This is a genomic window from Polynucleobacter sp. UK-Kesae-W10, from assembly GCF_018881575.1.
Taxonomy (GTDB): domain Bacteria; phylum Pseudomonadota; class Gammaproteobacteria; order Burkholderiales; family Burkholderiaceae; genus Polynucleobacter.
Window position 1 is genome coordinate 273,228 of sequence record NZ_JACVQB010000002.1, and the last position, 19,405, is coordinate 292,632.

The 19,405-nt window shown below is 47.0% G+C and carries 16 protein-coding genes and 1 tRNA gene; 14 read left to right on the forward strand and 3 right to left on the reverse strand.

Features of this window, described 5'->3' with window-relative positions:
* Positions 1-32: 32 nt before the first annotated feature.
* The 4 genes from ICN24_RS07675 (at position 33) to ICN24_RS07690 (ending at position 2,789) form a co-directional block, all read left to right on the forward strand.
* A tRNA-Ser gene (locus ICN24_RS07675) sits at positions 33-123 on the forward strand.
* Between the two features lie 117 nt (positions 124-240).
* A complete protein-coding gene (locus ICN24_RS07680; protein WP_216222671.1) occupies positions 241-1,950 on the forward strand; it encodes an amidohydrolase in 1,710 nt (569 codons plus the stop codon).
* A 51-nt stretch (positions 1,951-2,001) separates the two neighbouring features.
* Positions 2,002-2,307: a YciI family protein gene (locus ICN24_RS07685; RefSeq protein WP_216222673.1), complete on the forward strand. Its 306-nt coding sequence runs from the start codon at positions 2,002-2,004 to the stop codon at positions 2,305-2,307.
* Positions 2,308-2,441: 134 nt separating this feature from the next.
* Complete coding sequence (locus ICN24_RS07690) at positions 2,442-2,789, forward strand: helix-turn-helix domain-containing protein (protein ID WP_216222675.1); 348 nt, start codon at positions 2,442-2,444, stop codon at positions 2,787-2,789.
* Positions 2,790-2,793: 4 nt separating this feature from the next.
* Here the strand turns inward: ICN24_RS07690 and ICN24_RS07695 are convergent, their stop codons facing one another.
* The gene (locus ICN24_RS07695; protein ID WP_216222676.1) at positions 2,794-3,387 is read right to left on the reverse strand and encodes a DUF1080 domain-containing protein; all 594 of its coding nucleotides are present in this window, start codon (positions 3,385-3,387) and stop codon (positions 2,794-2,796) included.
* A gap of 79 nt (positions 3,388-3,466) precedes the next feature.
* On the opposite strand from ICN24_RS07695, the gene ICN24_RS07700 reads away from it, so the two are divergent.
* From ICN24_RS07700 to ICN24_RS07725, 6 genes are all read left to right on the forward strand, one after another.
* Positions 3,467-5,899 carry a DUF748 domain-containing protein gene (locus ICN24_RS07700; RefSeq protein ID WP_216222677.1) on the forward strand — a complete coding sequence of 811 codons (2,433 nt, stop codon included), beginning with the start codon at positions 3,467-3,469 and terminating at the stop codon, positions 5,897-5,899.
* A gap of 9 nt (positions 5,900-5,908) precedes the next feature.
* Positions 5,909-6,133: a hypothetical protein gene (locus ICN24_RS07705; RefSeq protein ID WP_216222678.1), complete on the forward strand. Its 225-nt coding sequence runs from the start codon at positions 5,909-5,911 to the stop codon at positions 6,131-6,133.
* Positions 6,134-6,285: 152 nt separating this feature from the next.
* Positions 6,286-8,088, forward strand: coding sequence for an NAD(P)H-dependent oxidoreductase subunit E (locus ICN24_RS07710; RefSeq protein ID WP_216222682.1), 1,803 nt, complete (start codon positions 6,286-6,288; stop codon positions 8,086-8,088).
* A gap of 27 nt (positions 8,089-8,115) precedes the next feature.
* Complete coding sequence (fdhF, locus tag ICN24_RS07715; RefSeq protein WP_216222684.1) at positions 8,116-11,010, forward strand: formate dehydrogenase subunit alpha; 2,895 nt, start codon at positions 8,116-8,118, stop codon at positions 11,008-11,010.
* Positions 11,011-11,106: 96 nt separating this feature from the next.
* A complete protein-coding gene (nadB, locus tag ICN24_RS07720; protein WP_216222685.1) occupies positions 11,107-12,762 on the forward strand; it encodes an L-aspartate oxidase in 1,656 nt (551 codons plus the stop codon).
* Positions 12,763-12,817: 55 nt separating this feature from the next.
* A complete protein-coding gene (locus ICN24_RS07725; protein WP_216222687.1) occupies positions 12,818-14,191 on the forward strand; it encodes a TAXI family TRAP transporter solute-binding subunit in 1,374 nt (457 codons plus the stop codon).
* A gap of 2 nt (positions 14,192-14,193) precedes the next feature.
* On the opposite strand, the gene nadC is transcribed toward ICN24_RS07725, so the two are convergent.
* A complete protein-coding gene (gene nadC, locus ICN24_RS07730; protein WP_216222689.1) occupies positions 14,194-15,051 on the reverse strand; it encodes a carboxylating nicotinate-nucleotide diphosphorylase in 858 nt (285 codons plus the stop codon).
* 37 nt (positions 15,052-15,088) lie between these two features.
* Entirely contained in the window at positions 15,089-16,204 is a 1,116-nt protein-coding gene (gene nadA, locus ICN24_RS07735; protein ID WP_216222690.1) for a quinolinate synthase NadA, read from the reverse strand.
* Between the two features lie 150 nt (positions 16,205-16,354).
* Here nadA and ICN24_RS07740 point away from each other — a divergent pair, with 150 nt between their 5' ends.
* From ICN24_RS07740 to ICN24_RS10380, 4 genes are all read left to right on the forward strand, one after another.
* Positions 16,355-16,618, forward strand: coding sequence for a type II toxin-antitoxin system RelB/DinJ family antitoxin (locus tag ICN24_RS07740; protein ID WP_216222692.1), 264 nt, complete (start codon positions 16,355-16,357; stop codon positions 16,616-16,618).
* 74 nt (positions 16,619-16,692) lie between these two features.
* Positions 16,693-16,884 carry a type II toxin-antitoxin system YafQ family toxin gene (locus ICN24_RS07745; protein ID WP_216222694.1) on the forward strand — a complete coding sequence of 64 codons (192 nt, stop codon included), beginning with the start codon at positions 16,693-16,695 and terminating at the stop codon, positions 16,882-16,884.
* 102 nt (positions 16,885-16,986) lie between these two features.
* Positions 16,987-18,756, forward strand: a complete 1,770-nt coding sequence (locus ICN24_RS07750) for a ShlB/FhaC/HecB family hemolysin secretion/activation protein (RefSeq protein WP_216222695.1) — start codon at positions 16,987-16,989, stop codon at positions 18,754-18,756.
* 431 nt (positions 18,757-19,187) lie between these two features.
* Positions 19,188-19,322, forward strand: coding sequence for a hypothetical protein (locus tag ICN24_RS10380; protein WP_255532606.1), 135 nt, complete (start codon positions 19,188-19,190; stop codon positions 19,320-19,322).
* Positions 19,323-19,405 lie beyond the last annotated feature (83 nt).

The following is a 19,405-nucleotide window of genomic DNA, read 5'->3' on the forward strand; positions in this document are numbered from 1 at the left end:
GCCCTTTCGGCAATCGTATAATCATCGGTTCCGGAAGGGTGGATGAGCGGTTTAAGTCACACGCCTGGAAAGCGTGCGTAGGTTAATAGCCTACCGCGGGTTCGAATCCCGCCCCTTCCGCCAAGTAATACCTAAACCACCTTCGGGTGGTTTTTCTTTAGGGCTTTACAGAATAGGTAGAGCATTCCATTTAGGCTAAGCTTTGGCTTTCCACTTCGTTTTCACAATAGGGCTTCATCTATGAAACGGTTTATTCAGGCTGCACTGATTTCAGCGGGTTTAATAGCGATCCATCAATCGGCTTTTGCGGCTCAAGCGGCAGACACCATTTTTTATGGCGGCCCGATTTTGACAGTCAACGCCAAAAATGAAGAAGTGCAGGCGCTTGCGGTCCAGAATGGCAAAATCGTCGCGGTTGGAAAAAAAGAAGCTGTGACTAAAGAATGGAAGGGTGACGCTACCAAGGTGATTGACCTCAATGGCCAAACACTGATGCCGGGTTTTGTGGAGCCACATATTCATATTTTGATGACTGCAATGACTGAGGTCTTGTGGCTCAATCTGTCAAACTTCACAACACAGTACGACACCTTAGATAGCCTAAGTCAAAAACTGAAAACTGCACTGAAGACCTTGCCAAAAGGGCAATGGTTGGCGGCATTTGGTGTTGATCCGTCGCGCACTGTGCCATTTATGGCCGAGCTGAATGCAGATATCTTGGATAAGGTCTCTACAGAAGTGCCTATTCTGGTGATGAATCAGTCTGGTCATATTGCCTATGTGAACCATAAGGCATTGGAGATCGCGGGAATCACCGATAAGACACCCAATCCAGGTGAGGGTGGTATTTACATGAAAGATGCCCAAGGGCGACTGACTGGCGTAGTGGTTGAAGCATCGGCAATTCTGTCGATCGTAAAAAATATGCCGCCACCAACTGACGCTGAGCTCGCAGGAGCCATGCAAAAAACAGCGAAGTATATTGCCTCAAAAGGCGTTACGACTTCTGCTGAAATTACTCTGGGACTTATGCTGGGTCTTGATAATGAGTTGAAGTTATTCAATGCAGTTACTCATAGTGAAGACTTTCCAATTCGGGTTAGAGCCTATCTTTATGGTCCTCTCTTAGCAAACGGCAAGAATACGATCAAGCCGAATCAAGGGGATGATCGTTTGCGTTTTGTTGGCGTGAAATTTGTATCAGATGGTTCCACACAAGGTATCACCGCAGCTTTAAATGAGCCATATACATACCCTAAGGGCAGTACATTCCGAGGTAATCTAGATTACCAAGATGAAGAAATCTACAAGCAAATTAAGCCGATCTATGACCAAGGCTGGCAGTTGGCCATCCATGCCAATGGTGATCGCACTGTTGAGCAAACCCTTAATAATTACGCCAAATTATTAGAAGGCAATCCAGATCCTAAATCACGCCGTTTACGCATAGAGCATTTCACCATTAATACCCCGGATCAAGTGAAGCGCGCGGCTAAGCTGGGCGTTATTCCTGGCTTCACTATTGGGCATGTCGATTATTGGGGTGAAGCTTTCCATAATCACATCGTCGGCCCAGAGCGTGCGGACCGAATTGATCCATCTGCCTCATTCAAAAAAGAGGGCGCACGCTTTGCTTACCATAGCGATTCCCCTGTATCGAATGTTGGCCCATTAAATTACATCTCTGAAGGTGCAGGACGTTTATGGCAAAAAGCACCTCGTAAGGTATTGGGTCCTGATGAGCGCGTCACTGTAGATGATGCGATTCGTGCAGTGACGATTAATCCTGCTTATGAAATGTTTTCTGACGATAAGGTTGGCAGTCTTGAAGTGGGCAAGCAAGCTGACTTAGTAGTATTGTCGGCAAACCCTAAAAAGACTCCTGTTGATGAAATTCGGAGTATTCAGGTTAAAGAAACCTGGATTGATGGCAAGAAGCAGGTTTGGTAAGACGTTCATGGCGTAAGATTTCCTTACGACAACAATAAACACGGAGAAAACATGATTTTTGCAATTTTATTAATGGATCGCCCTGGTACTGCTGAGTTGCGTGTACAAGTTCGTCCTGAGCACCGCGCATACTTGGCTCAGCAAGCGCATCGCATGGCCTTTGCAGGCCCGCTGACCTCCGAAGACGGCAAGACAACAGTGGGTAGTTTGTTGGCGATGGATTTTGCAAGCCGGGCAGAGGTAGATGCTTGGTTAAAAGATGAGCCTTTTACTAAAGCTGGCGTTTATGAAAAGCCGGTGATTCACGTCTTTACCAATATGTGGGCGCAAAAGGTAGGATTCCCTCCGGCTCAATAAACTTTACCCAGACTCTTTGTGAGGATGATACTTTTGGTATATCATTAGTTGATATAGTTAGGGGATGGCGAATTCAGGCATCTCCACCTTATCTTTATGGATTTGGATAAGTCTTTAAAGGCGGATAAAGAAAAATGAAAGTGATCAAAATTGGCATTGCGCCCCAGGAGGAAATTCGTAAACGTATGCTTGCGATTGCAAGTGGCAAGTTAAAGACAAAAAGTGGTGATCCAAAGATTTGGTTTACTTCAATGAGATCCCTTGCGCAAGTTTTGAGCGATGAAAATCGTGCGCTTTTGGATGTCATCCGCTCTTCGAAGCCAGTATCCATATCTGAATTGGCTGATTTGACTGGACGTAAGCAGGGGAATTTATCCAGAACCCTCAAAACGATGTCAAATTACGGTCTTGTCAAAATGAAAAAACAGGATCGTGCTTTGATGCCTATTGCCTGTGGCGATCGATTCGAGATTTTCGTATAGAGGTCTAAAGCTCTTTAACCTGCACTTTCTTAAACTTGACTACGCCTCCAGCTGACTGAAGTGCGATGGGTCCTTTGGCAAATTTACTGTCTTGTCCATCAGCAACACTCACTTCGCCATTTAAGCTGACCTTAAAGTGTGAGCCATTTGCGACGATTTCCATGGTGTTCCAACGGCCACCTGCTTTGGGAACGGGATCGACTTTAGCCACATCAACGATTGCACCAGTGGCATATGCCTGCTCTGGGCGGGTATCCCAGATGTTGACTTCATAGCAATTGGCAGCACTAATTTTATTTGGATCTTGGCAGCGTATAAAAATGCCGCTATTAGTATTGGATTCAGCCCAGAACTCAGCCCTAATAATGAAATTCTGATAAGACTTGATGCTGACCAAAAACCCATTGGGTTTATTGCCTTCAACCAGACCGTTGCCAATAACCCAACTGGCATTGCCAACGATATTCCAGCCATTGAGGCTAACCCCATCAATTAGATCAACAAAGCCATCTGAATTTTGAGCGTGCGTTAGATTACTAAAAACCAGGGCCTGCAGGCATAAGAGTGCACTTGCAATGTGCTTAAGGGCTAATTTCATCGGGGTCTCCACCAGGGTTATATTGATTGTTCTGTGATAATTTTCATTGTTACTGATATTGATCCCTTAAGACAAGCCCATGTTTTCCCTCAAAAACCCTCGAATACCAGTTTGGAGTCTGCGGATTGCAGCCGCGCTTGTTACATTAACCATCTTATTTTGGGGTGGTTGTCATCTATTTGTGCCGGGCTTTCTGAAAAAATCTGCGGCAGAGTTTGGTGAAAAGATTGGCTACGACATTGCCTACCGTGATGTGAGCCTTTCCCCTTTACGTTTAAGACTAGAGATTGATGGCTTGCATTTGGCCAAAGAGGGCGGTAATAAATTATTAGACTTTAAAAAGCTCATCATCACTTTGAAGTGGAGCAAATTGGTACTCGGTGAAATCGGCTTTGATGAAATCATCCTAGAGGAACCCAAACTCTTGGTGGAGAGAAGGGCGACTAAATCTCATAGTGCTCAAGCAGTATGGAATTGGCAAGAGTTTATTCATGCGGTTGAGAAAAGCCTTCCACCTAAAGATCCCAATACAAGTAAAAAACCTCAAAAGATTTCTATCGACGAGTTTTTAGTCACCGATGGCGCTTTAGCACTGGTGGATGAATCTAGCAAACTCAAAGAAGAGCTCAAGCCGTTTTCGATCAAGCTATTAGAGGTAGCCAATTACGATCAGAATGGCGTGGTCTCCGGGGTACGCGGTCAATATGACTTCAATCTAGGCTCTTTGCAATTATTGATCCCGGGCCTAAACAAATCCGTGGCATTTGCGCATGTGGCAATCAGTGGCGGTCTTGATAACCCCAGCCCCAATCAGTTGGGTGCTCAGCTAGATCTTCAGTTAGATGATGGCAGCATTCGCTCTCATTGGGATTTAAATACGGCGTCCAAGGCAATAGAAGGAAAAATCACCCTGGCGAATATTGCTACTGCACCACTGATCGCTTTATTGCCTGCTAATAAAGAACTGCTTGGCACTAGTGGGTCATTGAATGCAGATCTGCTCTTAAAGCTGGGCAACGACGGGGAGGTGCTTTCAGGAAATGCACAGCTTGCGCATCTAGCGGTATTGGAGAAGGGTGAGAAGACGCCGTTGATCATGTGGGATGCAGCAGATATTCACCAATTTGAATACAAGTCGAGCAAAACCCCGCGGGCTAAAGCCACTACTTTAGCGATTGATGAAGTGGTTGTTGATCATCCAGTCTTACGTTTTGAAATTAATAATCAAGGCTTATCCAACTTCCGCCGTTTATTTTCTAAGCCACAGGCTGAGGAAAAAGCAGTTGATGCGCCAGTAGCAACAGGCGCCAAATCAAAAGCAGCAGATGGTGTTGGTTTGGATATTCGCTCAGTCAACCTCAAGGGTGGCGAAGTATTTTTTACGGACTTGGCTATGCGCCCCAACTTTAAGGTGGATGTGAAAAAGTTCAATGCCACTTTTTTGGGGGTGAGCAACATTCCTGGGCGTTTTGCCACGGTGGCCATGGATGGCGTAGTTGCTAACTCGGGTAGCTTGCGCGCTAAAGGCCAGGCATCCTTTGATGATCCAAGGCGTAATCACGACATCTTGATGAGCTTTAAAAATTTGCCACTATCCACTTTTAACCCGGCAGTCATGACGTATGCGGGCTATCAAATTACCGGTGGCAATTTAAATCTGAATCTCACCTATCGTGCTAAAGATGGTCAGCTCAATGGCAGCAACCAAATCATCATTAAGAACGTGCAGCTTGGCGATGAGGTTCCCGATTTTCAGGGTAAGAAATTACCTCTTGGCCTTGCAATCGCTTTGCTAGAGGATTCGGACGACACCATTGATGTCACGATTCGCATTGCAGGTAATGTGGATTCACCACAATTTAGTGCCAGTGGTCTCGTATGGCAGGCTATTAGCAATGTACTGACGAACGTAGCTACAGCCCCTTTTAGGGCGCTAGCTTCTATCCTAGGCATGGGCGGAGATGAAGGGGTTAATGCCGTTCCGGGCGAAGCAGTCTTTTTGCCAGCCGATCAAGACCGTCTTGAACAATTTGGCGAGTATCTGGTCAAGCGTCCCAACTCCAGTATGGAAATTATTGGGACTTACGATCCTGTGCAAGATAAGCAGGAAATGGCAAGAGCAAAAGCCGATGGCGCTATTTTGAAAGATGCTGGATTTAAGATTGAAGCAGGTGAGCCAATTCCTATCCCAAGTTTTTCTGATCCTCGGGTGCAGTCTGGTTTGAAGACTGCCTATGCGCAATACATTGGTCGAATCAAACTAGGTCAACGCCTTTTGATGCTTCCGGATGGTGAAGCGCGCAATGAGCAATTGCACTCTGAATTGATTGCTGGGATTGAGGTTACGAATGCCGAATTACAGTCTTTAGCCAAAAATCGAGCCCAAGCTGCCTATGCCTTCATGGTGAAAGAAAATCCTGGTCTGAAGGATCGCATCACGATTGGCGATGTGAAGGCTGTAGAGGCTGGTAAAGAGGGGATTCCCCTCGATGTTGAGCTCAGAATCAAGTAGACTTGAGGCATGAATTCATCAAAAATGCGTCTCCCACTCATATCTGTCATTTTGGCTGCAGCATCCCTTGTGGGCTGTGGCTCCGTTGAGCAAGCTGCTCAAGACGATTGCACCTCCATTGGCTGGGAAATCGGCAGCAAAGGTTATCAAGATTGCTACAAAGCCCGACTGTATGAGCGTAAGCTGGACTACTCATTACCGCCTGGTGATAGGCCTTCTCCTTCGGTCATCTAATATCAGGGTTTACCCTTAGAATAAGTCCTTGAGCGCCGTCAAGGACTTAGAGGGTGAAATAACCCAAAATCAAGCGATATTTGCATGCTAGACAGTGTGTCTGGGATATTTGCATGCGATCAAAACGAATAAAAAATTAGAGACTACAGACTATGAATCACCCAAAGCCTTCTGGAGAAGTCAAAGCAGTTGCAGTTGCTACTGCAGATGATTTGAGGGAGACCATTCGCCGTAAGAGCAAATTGAAAGGTCGTCAAGCAGATGACGTTTCCATAGCGGAAGTGCGACAGCTTATTGGTGACGCGCCACATCGTCGTGATTTATTAATTGAAAATCTTCATAAATTAAATGACGCCTATCGCGCATTGCATGATCGTCATTTAGTTGCGCTAGCAAAAGAAATGAATTTGCCGATGGCAGAAGTGTATGAGGTTGCTACCTTCTATCATCACTTTGAAGTCGTGCGCGGTAACGATCCTGTTGCCGATATAACTGTGCGTGTATGTGATGGCATTGCTTGCGAGCTAGCGGGTGCGCAAAGCTTGCTTTCGAAGTTGCCTACAATATTGGGCAATCCAAACGTCAAGGTCATTGCTGCTCCTTGTGTAGGCCGTTGCGAGCAGGCTCCAGTCGCAGTGGTGCATCAATACCCAGTGTTGTTTGCCACCACCGACAAGGTAAAAGCCGCTGTCAATAACAAGCTGACGACTCAGCCATTAGCCAAAGATGATGGTAGCTTTGAGCCGGCCGCTTTGGCAGAGCAGGGCGTATCTCCTCAGGGTGAGAATCAAGCGGTCTCTCCAGATTATGTGGGTTATGAAGCTTATCGCGCGAAGGGTGGATATAGCCTTGCTGCTGAAATCCAATCCGGTAAGCGCGATGCAGAGAGCATCATCAAGGCGATGGAAAATTCAGGGCTCCGTGGTCTAGGTGGCGCTGGTTTCCCAGCGGGTCGGAAGTGGCGTATCGTAAAAGATCAGCTTGCGCCAAAACTCATGGCCGTCAATATCGACGAAGGTGAGCCTGGTACATTTAAAGACCGCACTTATCTCGAGCGCGATCCCCATCGCTTCTTAGAGGGATTGCTAATCGCTGCCAATGTGGTTGGTATTGATGCTTGCTATATTTACTTGCGTGATGAATATCACGGTTGCCGTGAGTTGCTCGAAAAGGAATTGGCAAAACTCAAAGCAAATCCACCATTCCCGATTCCCAATATTGAATTGCGTCGTGGTGCTGGTGCCTATATTTGTGGTGAAGAATCCGCCATGATTGAGAGTATCGAGGGCAAACGTGGTGAGCCGCGTATGCGTCCTCCTTATATTGCCCAGGTTGGTCTATTTGGTAGACCTACTTTGGAACACAACTTTGAAACCCTCTATTGGGTGCGTGACATTGTTCAGCGTGGGCCAGAGTGGTTTAGCTCCTATGGTCGCCACGATCGTAAAGGTTTGCGTAGCTACAGTGTCAGTGGACGCGTTAAGCAACCTGGCGTGAAGTTGGCGCCAGCAGGTATCACCATTCAAGAGTTGATCGATGAATATTGCGGCGGAATGCAAGACGGTCATCGCTTCTACGGCTATTTACCGGGTGGCGCATCCGGCGGCATCTTGCCGGCAACGATGAATGATATCCCTCTGGACTTCGATACCTTGCAACCCTATGGTTGTTTCATTGGCTCTGCAGCCGTGATGGTGTTTAGTGATCACGACAAAGCGCGCGATATGGCTTTGAATGTCATGCACTTCTTCGAACATGAGAGCTGTGGTCAGTGCACGCCGTGTCGCGTTGGTACTGGTAAGGCAGCACAATTGATGCAAGCGAAGTCTTGGGATCAAGAAACTTTGGAAGACTTGGCTACTGTGATGGTAGATGCCTCCATTTGTGGTCTAGGCCAAGCAGCACCTAACCCCATTCGTTGTATTCATAAATATTTCCCGCAAGAAGTTGCGTAATACCAGAACAGGGAAGAACGAGACTATATGAACGCACCAACCAATCCAAAAGAGCTTGAACTCCAAACTGTAGAGTTCAAGTTAGACGGCAAGACCATCGTGTCCTACGAAGGTGAAACTATTTTGAAGGCGGCAAAACGCCACGGTATTGACATCCCACATCTTTGTTTTAAAGATGGCTATCGCCCTGACGGTAATTGCCGCGCTTGCGTTGTCGAAATTAATGGCGAACGTACTTTGGCGCCAAGCTGCTGCAGAAGTGCTACGCCAGGCATGGAAGTCAAGGCCAATAGTGAGCGCGCTCTCAAGAGTCAAAAGTTGGTATTGGAGATGTTGCTCTCTGATATGCCAGATGAAGGCTTTAAGTGGGTAGGCGATAGCAAAGAAGAAGAGCTCAAGAATCAGCACGGTGAACTCAGTACCTGGGCAGCCCGCATGGACGTGACTGTTCGCCCAGAGCTCAAGGCATTACGCCGTGAAAAAGTAAGTAGCGATATTTCTCATCCGGCGATGGCAGTCAATCTCGATGCCTGTATTCAATGTAATCGTTGCGTACGCGCTTGTCGTGAAGAGCAGGTCAATGATGTGATTGGCTACGCAATGCGTGGCGCCCATAGCGAAATCGTATTTGATTTAAATGATCCGATGGGAGATAGCACTTGTGTAGCTTGTGGCGAATGTGTTCAAGCTTGCCCAACGGGTGCATTAATGCCTAAGGGACTAATTGGTTCTCAAACAGTAGATCGTAAAGTCGATTCTGTATGCCCATTCTGTGGAGTAGGTTGTCAAATTACTTACAATGTGAAGGACGAGAAAATTGTTAGCGTAGAGGGTCGTGATGGCCCGGCTAACCATAACCGTCTATGCGTTAAAGGTCGCTTTGGTATGGACTATATCCATAACCCACAGCGTTTGACTAAGCCGCTCATCCGTAAGGCCGGTGTGCCCAAAGATGAGTCGATTCTTGAAGGCAAGCAGGACTGGTCTGACATCTTCCGTGAAGCAAGTTGGGAAGAGGCGCTGGACTTTGCTGGCGGTGGTCTCAAAAAACTCAAAGACCAATATGGATTAAAAGTATTGGCTGGCTTTGGTTCTGCTAAAGGCAGCAACGAAGAGGCATATTTATTCCAAAAACTAGTGCGTACTGGTTTTGGTAGCAATAATGTGGACCACTGTACGCGTCTTTGCCATGCTTCTTCTGTAGCCGCTTTACTTGAAGGTGTCGGATCTGGTGCGGTCAGCAATCAAGTGAATGATGTTGAGCACTCTAGCTTGATTATGTTGATTGGCTCAAACCCCACTGCAAACCATCCTGTTGCCGCTACCTGGTTTAAGAATGCAGCCAAGCGTGGCGCCAAGATTGTCTTGTGCGATCCTCGTAAAACAGAAATCAGCAAGCACGCCTGGCGTACGATGCAGTTCAAGCCTGATACTGACGTTGCAATGCTCAATGCTATGATCTATACGATCATCGAAGAAGGCTTGGCAGATAAAGACTTTATTGCCCATCGTGCGAATAATTTTGAAGCCTTAAAAGAGAATATCAAGGGCTATAGCCCTGAAGCGATGGCTCCAATCTGCGGTATTCCTGCAGAGACTTTGCGTGAAGTGGCTAGAGAGTTTGCAACTACGAAATCAGCGATGATTTTGTGGGGCATGGGGGTTAGCCAGCACGTTCATGGTACGGATAATGCGCGTTGCTTAATTGCATTGGTCAGTATTACCGGTCAAATTGGTAAGCCAGGATCTGGTCTACATCCATTGCGTGGACAAAATAACGTGCAGGGCGCCAGTGATGCTGGTTTGATTCCCATGATGTTCCCGAATTACCAACGTGTAGACAATCCGGAAGCCCATGCTTGGTTTGAAAACTTCTGGGGTACTCCGCTTGATAAGAAGCCAGGTTATACAGTGGTGGAGATCATGCATAAGATCACAGCGCCGGATAGTGATCCAGACAAAATTCGTGGTATGTACGTTGAGGGTGAAAATCCAGCCATGAGTGATCCGGATTTGAATCACGCTCGTCATGCATTAGCTTCCTTAGAGCATTTGGTTGTGCAAGATATCTTCATGACCGAAACAGCGCTCTTGGCTGACGTCGTCTTGCCCGCTAGCGCTTGGCCAGAGAAGGTCGGAACTGCAAGCAATACTGACCGGATGGTACAGATGGGCAAGAAGGCCATCGAGCCTCCAGGTGAAGCCAAGGCTGATCTCTGGATAATTCAAGAAATCGCTAAGCGAATGGGTCTCAATTGGAACTACCAAGGCCCCGATGCGGGTGTTGCGGCAGTCTATGAAGAAATGCGTCAAGCAATGCATGGCGCTATCAAAGGGATCACTTGGGAACGTCTTGAGAAAGAATCTAGCGTTACCTATCCTTGTCTCTCCGCTGAAGACCCAGGTCGCCCCATCGTTTTTGATGATCAATTTGCTACTCCAGATGGGAAAGTGAAGCTGGTTCCAGCCGATATTATTCCGGCGAACGAGCGTCCAGATGCCGACTATCCATTTGTATTGATTACAGGGCGTCAGTTAGAGCATTGGCACACTGGCAGTATGACGCGTCGTGCAACTATTCTGGATGCGATTGAGCCTATGGCGACTGTATCTATGAATGGTGAAGACATGGCTCAGTTAGGTGTATCTGCCGGTGACGTGATTACCGTCCAGTCGCGTCGTGGTGAGGTCGGTATTCATGTGCGTCGCGATGACGGCACGCCAAGAGGAGTAGTCTTCATTCCGTTTGCTTACTATGAAGCAGCAGCTAATTTGATTACTAACCCTGCGCTGGATCCATTTGGCAAGATTCCGGAGTTTAAGTACTGCGCTGTCAAACTTGCCAAGGGTGGAGAAGCAGCCAAGATCATGGGTTATGGCACCAATGATGCCGGTGGCGCGAAGTTAACTGCTAATGCCTAATACTCAATAGGCTTAGTTAGCTGTAAAAAGGCTCCTAATGGGAGCCTTTTTACATCGGCATCATGGATTTGCATTGCCCGTTAGAATGATCCTTCTATGGCCAGTTCAACACCTTCCCCCTCTCAAGCTCAAGTCGAGCTCCCAGTCCTCATTATTGGAGCTGGGTTAGCCGGTCTTACGGTTGCTTTGCATATGGCAGAAACCCAGCCAGTCATCTTGATGGCCAAACGGGGTTTAGGTGAAGCAGCTACTGCCTGGGCCCAGGGCGGCATTGTGGGCGTGGTCGATAAAGAACATGACAGCATTGATTCTCATGTTGCCGATACCTTGGATGCTGGCGCAGGCCTCGTCGTGGAATCTACTGCCCGTTATATTGCTGAAGAAAGCGCTCAGGCAATTGAGTGGTTGGTAGAGCAGGGCGTGCCGTTTACTACGGATAAATCTGGTCCGATGGGTTTGCATTTAACGCGTGAAGGTGGTCATAGCCATCGTCGTATTGCTCATGCTGCTGATGCTACTGGTAAGGCGATTCATGAGGTCTTGCTGGATAAAGCCAAGGCCCATCAAAATATTCGGATTCTGGAGCATTGGATTGCGCTTGATCTCATCACCAACCGTCAGTTGGATGCCAAAACTCAGCGTAGCCAGCCCAATCGTTGTTACGGAGTCTACGCTTTAGATATTAAAAATAACCGCGTTGAAACCATTCAGGCTAAATCAGTAGTATTGGCTACCGGCGGTGTTGGTAAGGTATATCGCTACACCAGCAACCCCGATACTGCGACCGGTGACGGGATTGCGATGGCTTGGCGTGCAGGCTGTCGGGTCGGCAATATGGAATTTATTCAGTTCCACCCTACTTGTCTTTATCACCCGAGTGATCGCACCTTCTTAATTACCGAAGCAATGCGCGGTGAGGGTGGCTTATTAAAGTTGCCTGATGGCACACGCTTTATGCCAAACCATGACGAGCGTAATGAATTAGCGCCGCGCGATATTGTTGCCCGTGCAATTGACTTTGAGATGAAAAAGCATGGCTTGGATTACGTACATCTAGATGCAACCCATCTCGGCGAAGATTTCATCAAAGAACATTTTCCGATGATTTACGCGCGCTGCTTAAGTCTGGGATTGGATATTACTAAAGAGCCTATTCCGGTGGTGCCAGCGGCACATTACACCTGCGGTGGTGTGGTTACCGACCTTAAGGGCAGAACCGATTTGCCAGGTTTGTATGCGGTTGGTGAAGCAACCTATACCGGCTTGCATGGCGCAAATCGCTTAGCAAGTAACTCGCTCTTAGAGTGCGTGGTGATCGGTAAGGCAGCCGCTGAAGATATCTCCTCATTAAAAACTCCGATGATGCCCAAACTCCCGCTCTGGGATGAAAGTCAGGTAGAGGATGCGGATGAGCAGGTGGTCATCGCGCACAACTGGGATGAATTACGTTCATTAATGTGGAACTACGTTGGTATTGTGCGCACTAATCGACGTTTAGAGCGTGCTCTGCACCGCATTAAGCTATTGAGATACGAAGTGCAGGAGTACTACGCGAACTTTAAGGTCACGCGTGACCTCATTGAGTTGCGGAATTTGCTGGAGTGCGCCGAGCTGATCGTGCGTTCAGCATTAATGCGCCGCGAGAGCAGGGGATTGCATTACAGTCGTGATTACCCGGGTACCTGGGCAGTTTCTTATCCAACGATTCTGACTCCTCAAGCCGAGGGCGGTGAAAGTCCACCAGAAGCCTGAACCCCATGTATTTGAGGGCTTAGTGTAAGCTTGAATCATCTAAGCGGAGACTGGCATGAGTGGTTTTAAAGAAGATCTGTTCGAGCATATTTCAGCGGTCTATCAAACTATTGCTGATGAAGTAAAAGGCTGGTTCAGTCTTCTCAAAGAAATCTGGCCGTTACTACTGCTCTTGGTTTTAGGTCTTACCCTCTTGGTGTGGCTTGCTAAACCTGCACCCCCTAAAAAAGTTCTGATGGCAACCGGGACCGGGGGCTCTTATAAGTTATTGGGCGAAAAGTACCGCAACTTTTTTGAGAAAAAAGGCATCACCATTGAGTTGATTCCCACTCAAGGATCTCAAGAAAATATTCAGCATCTCATTGACCGTAAAGATCCTATTCAGGCAGCCTTAGTACAAGGCGGCATGATTGCATCAGATTCACTGACTGGCGTAGAGTCTCTCGGCACAGTCGACTATGAACCAGTATGGGTTTTTTACCGCAGCAAGTTGTTTGATGAAAAAGTCCATATTCTGGATCGCGATATTGGCAAGCTCAAAATCAGTATCGGTCCTGAGGGTAGCGGTACACGCAAACAAGCCCAAAACATTTTGAAGTTAAATGATTTACCAACGAATACCCCGAATCTGCTCACGTTGACCAATTCAGAGGGTACAGCGGCACTCCAGCGCGGTGAAATTGATGCGCTGATTTTGGTGGATGGTTATGAATCCGTGAATGTGCAGAAATTAATCAAAGATCCTCATATTCATTTGGCAAATTTTGTCAGGGCAGATGCCTATACCCGACTTATGCCTTACTTTGAGGAGGTCACAGTACCCATGGGCGGGTTTGATCTTGCAACAAACAATCCAGACCATCCGATTCAATTGATTTCTACTACGACCAATCTATTGATTGATGATCGCCTTCATCCAGCAATTCAGGCGCTGTTTCTCGAGGCGGCTAAAGAAATCAATGGCGGTAAGTCATACTTTTCTAAAGCGGGGCAATTTCCGAGTTATCTCAATACAGAGGCGCCATTAAGCGCCGAGGCGAAATACTTCTACCAAAATGGCGCACCTCCTTTGATGAAGTACTTGCCGTTTTGGTTGGCGGAATTTCTGGAGCGGATGTTTGTACTTTTACTGCCGTTTGCTGCATTTGCTTACCCAATCCTGAAATCCATACCGACCTATCGTACGAATTTAGCAAAGAAGCAAATTAATTCCATCTATAAAGAGCTGGATCAGTTTGAAAAGGCCACGATGGAAACATATGATCCAAACCGCCGCGATGAATATATAGCCACACTGAATGCGATGGAGCACAAAGTGCTCAATTCCAAAGCATCCAAACTGGCGACCGCCGAGTGTTATAGCTTACGAAACAATATTGAATTCATCCGCAATGCTATTGAGAGGCAGATGTTTTACAGGGGTAGGTAACGCTACCCCAGAATGCGCATCGAAAAATCTACCGCAATGACATCTTTGGTGAGTTTTCCGAGGGAGATGCGATCTACTCCAGTGGCAGCAATCGCGCGCATCTGATCTAAGTTGATACCGCCTGAAGCTTCCAGTAGGGCGCGACCTGCGGTGAAGGCTACGGCTTGTTTCATCTGCTCGGTATTGAAGTTATCAATCAAGATACTTTTTGCGCCAGCGGCTAGGGCCTCTTCGAGCTCTGCAAAGTTTTCTACTTCAATCTGAATATCTACCCCAGAATTGAGAGCCTGCGCATTTTGAAGTGCGGCGCTCACGCTGCCAGCAGCAGCAATGTGATTTTCTTTAATCAAAATACCGTGCCATAGGGCAAGACGCTGGTTTTGACCACCACCAATGCGCACAGCATATTTTTGAGCTTGTCGTAATCCTGGAATGGTTTTGCGGGTATCCAATACAGCGCAACCTTTGGGATTTGGGCTAGCTCCAGCGATGGCATCGACATGCATGCGTGTTATGCTCGCAGTCCACGACAAGGTTTGTAAGAAATTAATACAGGTGCGCTCAGCAGAGAGCAGGGCTTGAGAGTTAGCCTCAATGTCGCAAACCTTGGTATCGGGCTGCATCAAGTCGCCTTCGATGTAATGCCAAGTCACTTTAGCATTGGGGTCGAGCTTCTTAAGAGTGCCCTCAAACCAATCTACACCACACAAAACCGCCTCTTGACGCACAATCAGTTGAGCTTGCACTGATTTACTGGGCACGAGTTTTGCAGTCCAATCGCCAGTGCCAATATCCTCCATGAGGGCATCATGAATATTGCGTTGACGTGCTTGCTCTAAAGATTCGTTGTATTCAAACATGAAAATGGATCATTCAAAAAGAATTCAATAATGCGCATTAAGCCGCGCCAATATTTATCACAAAGCCATGCTGCGCTTTGGCTAATAAATCGGGGTGGTTGGTGGTGAAGTCAAGCATGCGCTCAATACATCCCAGTGCTTTTATGCGGGTAGGCTCTTCAACAAGGATTTCGCCAGAAGCATTTTCTAAGCAATCTAAGATCCCTTGTAATCCATTCATTGCCATCCAAGGGCAGTGCGCACAACTCTTGCAGGTCGCGCTATTGCCAGCGGTAGGTGCTTCAATTAATTTTTTATTGGGTGCCAACTGGCGCATCCGATGCAAGATGCCCTTATCCGTTGCCACAATATATTCTGAGGCAGTGCCATCGACTACCGCCTTGATCATGGCAGAGGTAGAGCCAACAACATCTGCGAGATCGACTACTGCTTGTGGAGATTCTGGGTGAACCAAAATCATGGCATTGGGATGCGCTGCTTTGAGGATTTCTAATTCAGCCGCTTTGAACTCATCATGCACAATACAGGCGCCGTTCCACAACAACATATCAGCACCAGTCTGCTCCTGAATATATCGACCGAGGTGACGATCTGGTGCCCATAAAATCTTTTTGCCCTCTACCTTCAGTTGATGCACGATCGCTAAAGCGCAAGAGCTGGTAACCATCCAATCGGCTTGTGCTTTGACGGCGGCACTGGTATTGGCATACACCACGACTACACGATCAGGGTGTGCAGCGCGAAACTTGGCAAAGTCTTGCGCATCGCAACCCAAGTCCAGGGAACAGGTGGCATCTAAGTCTGGCATGAAGACGCGTTTTTCTGGGCTCAGAATCTTGGCAGACTCCCCCATAAAGCGCACACCAGCGACGATTAAATTTTTGGCAGGATGATTCTTACCAAAGCGTGCCATCTCTAGGGAGTCAGCAACAAATCCGCCAGTCTCTAGGGCTAAATCTTGAATATCGCCATCGACGTAATAGTGGGCAACTAAGGCTGCATCTTTCTCGACTAACAATTGCTTAATTCGTGCAATGACAGCTGCTTTTTCAGGGCCAGCAAGGTGTGGCGGGACTTTTGCCCAAGCCTGGGCAGTACAGGTGACCCCGGCAGCATCCTGCTGGGGGTAATCAAAGGCAATTGGTGAGCTCATACGCAATTTTAGCCCTCAATCCAGTAATACATGCTCTTGAAGATCAATACATTAGTAGTTAAATTGTAGCTACAATGTAGCTACATTTTAACTACAATTTAACTAGAATATGAGCAATAGGCATCATCCAAAACTTAGGAGGGGGTCACCATGACTGCGAATGCTGTGGTGCGAGCACGTATCGATGCGGAAATTAAGAAGGAAGCCAGTTTGGTCTTAGAGGCCATGGGTCTAACGGTTTCTGATGCATTGCGGATGATGTTGGTCCGTGTGGCAGCAGAAAAGTCACTGCCTTTTGAACCTTTAGTTCCAAACAAACAAACCATTAGCGCTATGCGGGAGGCGCGAGAGCGGCAATTGATGGCATTTGGGTCTACGAGCGCTTTAATGAAGGAATTGAATGCGGAGGATTGAGAGAACTACTCAATTCAAACGTGACTATAAGCGAGAGGTAAAAGGAAGGCATCGTCTATCTTGCACAGGCCTTGATGGAATCACTTGAAATATTAATAAGGGATGCGCCTTTGCCGGCAAGATATTTTGACCATGCTTTGACGGGGGAGTGGAATGACTTTCGAGATTGCCATATTCGACCCGATTTGGTATTGATTTATCAAAAGCCTACTATTGAGGTTTTGCGCTTAGTAAGACTGGGTTCTCATAGTGAGCTGGGGATATGAAACGGCCTGTCAAGGACAATCTCTAACCTCTGTATTGGCTATATAATTTAAGCATTATTTATCAAGCACTTAGCTAACTTTTGCTTTCATCGGGCTCCTACTTTGAAATACTCGACCATCTCTACTCAATTTCCCAAATCCCTTCTGCCTTTTGCGGCAATCAGCATCCTTTCTACTGGCCAGGCCTATGCACAAGTTGATGCCGGTGCCTTGCAACAGGGTTTAGAGCAGCAACTCCCTTTGCCGTCACCTTTAGCGCTTCCAGAGCCAGGTCGTGCAGCACCAGTTCAACCGAGCGCTCCTAAAGAGGGTGAGCTGCGTTTTACAGTGAAGTCTTTTGTGCTCGAGGGTGTCAATATTCTGCCCGAAGCAGAAGTGCAAATGGCCATCCGCTCATGGGTTGGGGTACCAGTGAGTTTTGATGATCTGCAAAGAGCTTGTGATGCCATTCAAAACTTTTATCGCAGCAAAGGCTATACCGTTCAAGCGATTTTGCCGCCGCAAAAAATTGCTGATGGCGTTGTCAAAATTCTGATTACCGAAGCAAAGCTGGGCAAGGTCGAAGTAGAAAATCCACAAGGCCCAACTCGCTTTAGCAAAGAGCAGGCTGCTGCTTATGTAACTTATGCGAACCCATTAGGTAATCCATTGAATATGGATGCCGTTGAGCGCGCCATCATCATCTTGAATGAAACTCCTGGCGTCATGGTTTCCAGTCAGTTAGAGCCTGGTGAAAAAGAGGGTGACACCAACTTGCGCTTGCAATTAACTCAACCAGATCTAGTACAGGGACGTGTCGAAGCAAATAACTACGGAAGCAGAACAACCGGCGCTAACCAAGGTGTCTTTGCCCTCAATTTAAATGGTCCTTTGGGTATTGGCGACTCTGCTTCGATTAATGGCATTGCTTCTGTTGGTTCGCAATACCTGCAAGGTGCTATCTCATTGCCAGGATCCAGAGATGGTCTACGCCTAGGTTTGGCAGGTACTTTTTTGCAATACAAAAATGTGAGTAATTATGCGTCTACCGGTGGAGCGGGTGATGCCTGGACTACAGGATTGAGCGCTGCTTACCCCTTAATTCGTTCGCAAGGCGGTAATCTGAATACCAGCTTGAACTACGACGTTAAGAGTTACAACAACCGTAATACGATCACCAATACGACGATTAGTGCTTACAACATCAACAACCTTTCTGCAGGCTTATCCGGAAACATGGTGGATAGTTTTGGTTATGGTGCTGTGTCCAGTGGATCAGTAACAGCCGTTTTAGGCTACCTCAACATATTGGGCGCAAGCGGAGCGAATTACAGCCAGTATGCAGTGCCCAATACAACTCCGGTGGTATATCAACCCATTACCCCGGCGAGTTTTAGCAAGCTCACCTTTTCAGGTAACCGTAATCAACAGTTAGTGGAAGACGGCTCAACCAGCTTGTATACCTCGCTTTCCGGCCAATTTGCCTCCACCAATTTGAACTCCGCCGAGCAGTTTTACTTAGGCGGCCCTTATGGCGTTCGTGCCTATCCTGTAGCGCAATCTGGCGGCTCACAAGGCGGCATCTTCACAATGGAAGTCCGCCATGAGTTACAGCCCAAGTTGACGCTATCTGCCTTCTTTGATGGTGGTGTGGTGCAGCAGTACAAGTTTATGTACCCTGGATGGCAGGGTCTTACCAATGCCAACAATACCTATTCCTTAATGGGGGCTGGTTTTGGTGTGAAGTGGGATTATGAGGGGTGGAACTTAGGCGCATCAGTTGCTTGGATGGTTGGCAAAAATCCCCTCTACAGCCAATATGGTCAGCCTGTAAATACTGATGGGACCACTACTCAGCCAAGAGGCTGGGTCACTGCCGCTTACAACTTTTAAGCAATTGACGGATTTTTGGGGGCCTGCACCCCCAATTCCAGCAAAGACCACCTAGGTCTATCAAGATGGCAAAAAAGCCTCAAAAACAGGCTTAAATACCCCCTAAAAAACGTCTATTTTGAGTTCAAAATAGGCGCACTTTTCAAGCAAGATTCATCAACACAAAATTGATGAATTAATTGCATATCAGCATGTGTTTTGCAATAACAAAACAGTGAAGTTGATTATTAAATTCTTTCTAGTTCAATCATCAGCACTCTATACGCTCTTGCATCATCAGCGAGGTGTGTGTAGCTCACATTCATCTGCAGATCAACTGTAATCAGATTTAATCTAGTGATTCATGGGGCGAAAATCCGCACTAAATTGCACTGGCAAATAATCAAAATTGATAGGGAGAACTTTATAAAAAAGAGGAGGGTAACTTCCTTATGAATGGATTTAAAAATCACCGGATGGGTAAATATGACACGCTCATGACATTCTTAAACAAGAGCGAAAGCGCATATCCTGAATACGCAATTCAAAGGCAAAAAATGGCCAATTTTTCTCAAGTTACCCACTAAAAAGATCGCCTACAAAGAACTCAAAATGAAGGCTCTTTTTGAGGTGTTCGGGAAGCAATTTTTAGCCTCTTTATCAATGTCAT

Bases quoted from the DNA above. Each gene is read 5' to 3' on its own strand.
- ICN24_RS07680 (WP_216222671.1), top strand. From the start codon at position 241: ATGAAACGGTTTATTCAGGCTGCACTGATTTCAGCGGGTTTAATAGCG.
- ICN24_RS07685 (WP_216222673.1), top strand. From the start codon at position 2,002: ATGATTTTTGCAATTTTATTAATGGATCGCCCTGGTACTGCTGAGTTG.
- ICN24_RS07690 (WP_216222675.1), top strand. From the start codon at position 2,442: ATGAAAGTGATCAAAATTGGCATTGCGCCCCAGGAGGAAATTCGTAAA.
- ICN24_RS07695 (WP_216222676.1), bottom strand. From the start codon at position 3,387: ATGAAATTAGCCCTTAAGCACATTGCAAGTGCACTCTTATGCCTGCAG.
- ICN24_RS07700 (WP_216222677.1), top strand. From the start codon at position 3,467: ATGTTTTCCCTCAAAAACCCTCGAATACCAGTTTGGAGTCTGCGGATT.
- ICN24_RS07705 (WP_216222678.1), top strand. From the start codon at position 5,909: ATGAATTCATCAAAAATGCGTCTCCCACTCATATCTGTCATTTTGGCT.
- ICN24_RS07710 (WP_216222682.1), top strand. From the start codon at position 6,286: ATGAATCACCCAAAGCCTTCTGGAGAAGTCAAAGCAGTTGCAGTTGCT.
- fdhF (WP_216222684.1), top strand. From the start codon at position 8,116: ATGAACGCACCAACCAATCCAAAAGAGCTTGAACTCCAAACTGTAGAG.
- nadB (WP_216222685.1), top strand. From the start codon at position 11,107: ATGGCCAGTTCAACACCTTCCCCCTCTCAAGCTCAAGTCGAGCTCCCA.
- ICN24_RS07725 (WP_216222687.1), top strand. From the start codon at position 12,818: ATGAGTGGTTTTAAAGAAGATCTGTTCGAGCATATTTCAGCGGTCTAT.
- nadC (WP_216222689.1), bottom strand. From the start codon at position 15,051: ATGTTTGAATACAACGAATCTTTAGAGCAAGCACGTCAACGCAATATT.
- nadA (WP_216222690.1), bottom strand. From the start codon at position 16,204: ATGAGCTCACCAATTGCCTTTGATTACCCCCAGCAGGATGCTGCCGGG.
- ICN24_RS07740 (WP_216222692.1), top strand. From the start codon at position 16,355: ATGACTGCGAATGCTGTGGTGCGAGCACGTATCGATGCGGAAATTAAG.
- ICN24_RS07745 (WP_216222694.1), top strand. From the start codon at position 16,693: ATGGAATCACTTGAAATATTAATAAGGGATGCGCCTTTGCCGGCAAGA.
- ICN24_RS10380 (WP_255532606.1), top strand. From the start codon at position 19,188: ATGAATGGATTTAAAAATCACCGGATGGGTAAATATGACACGCTCATG.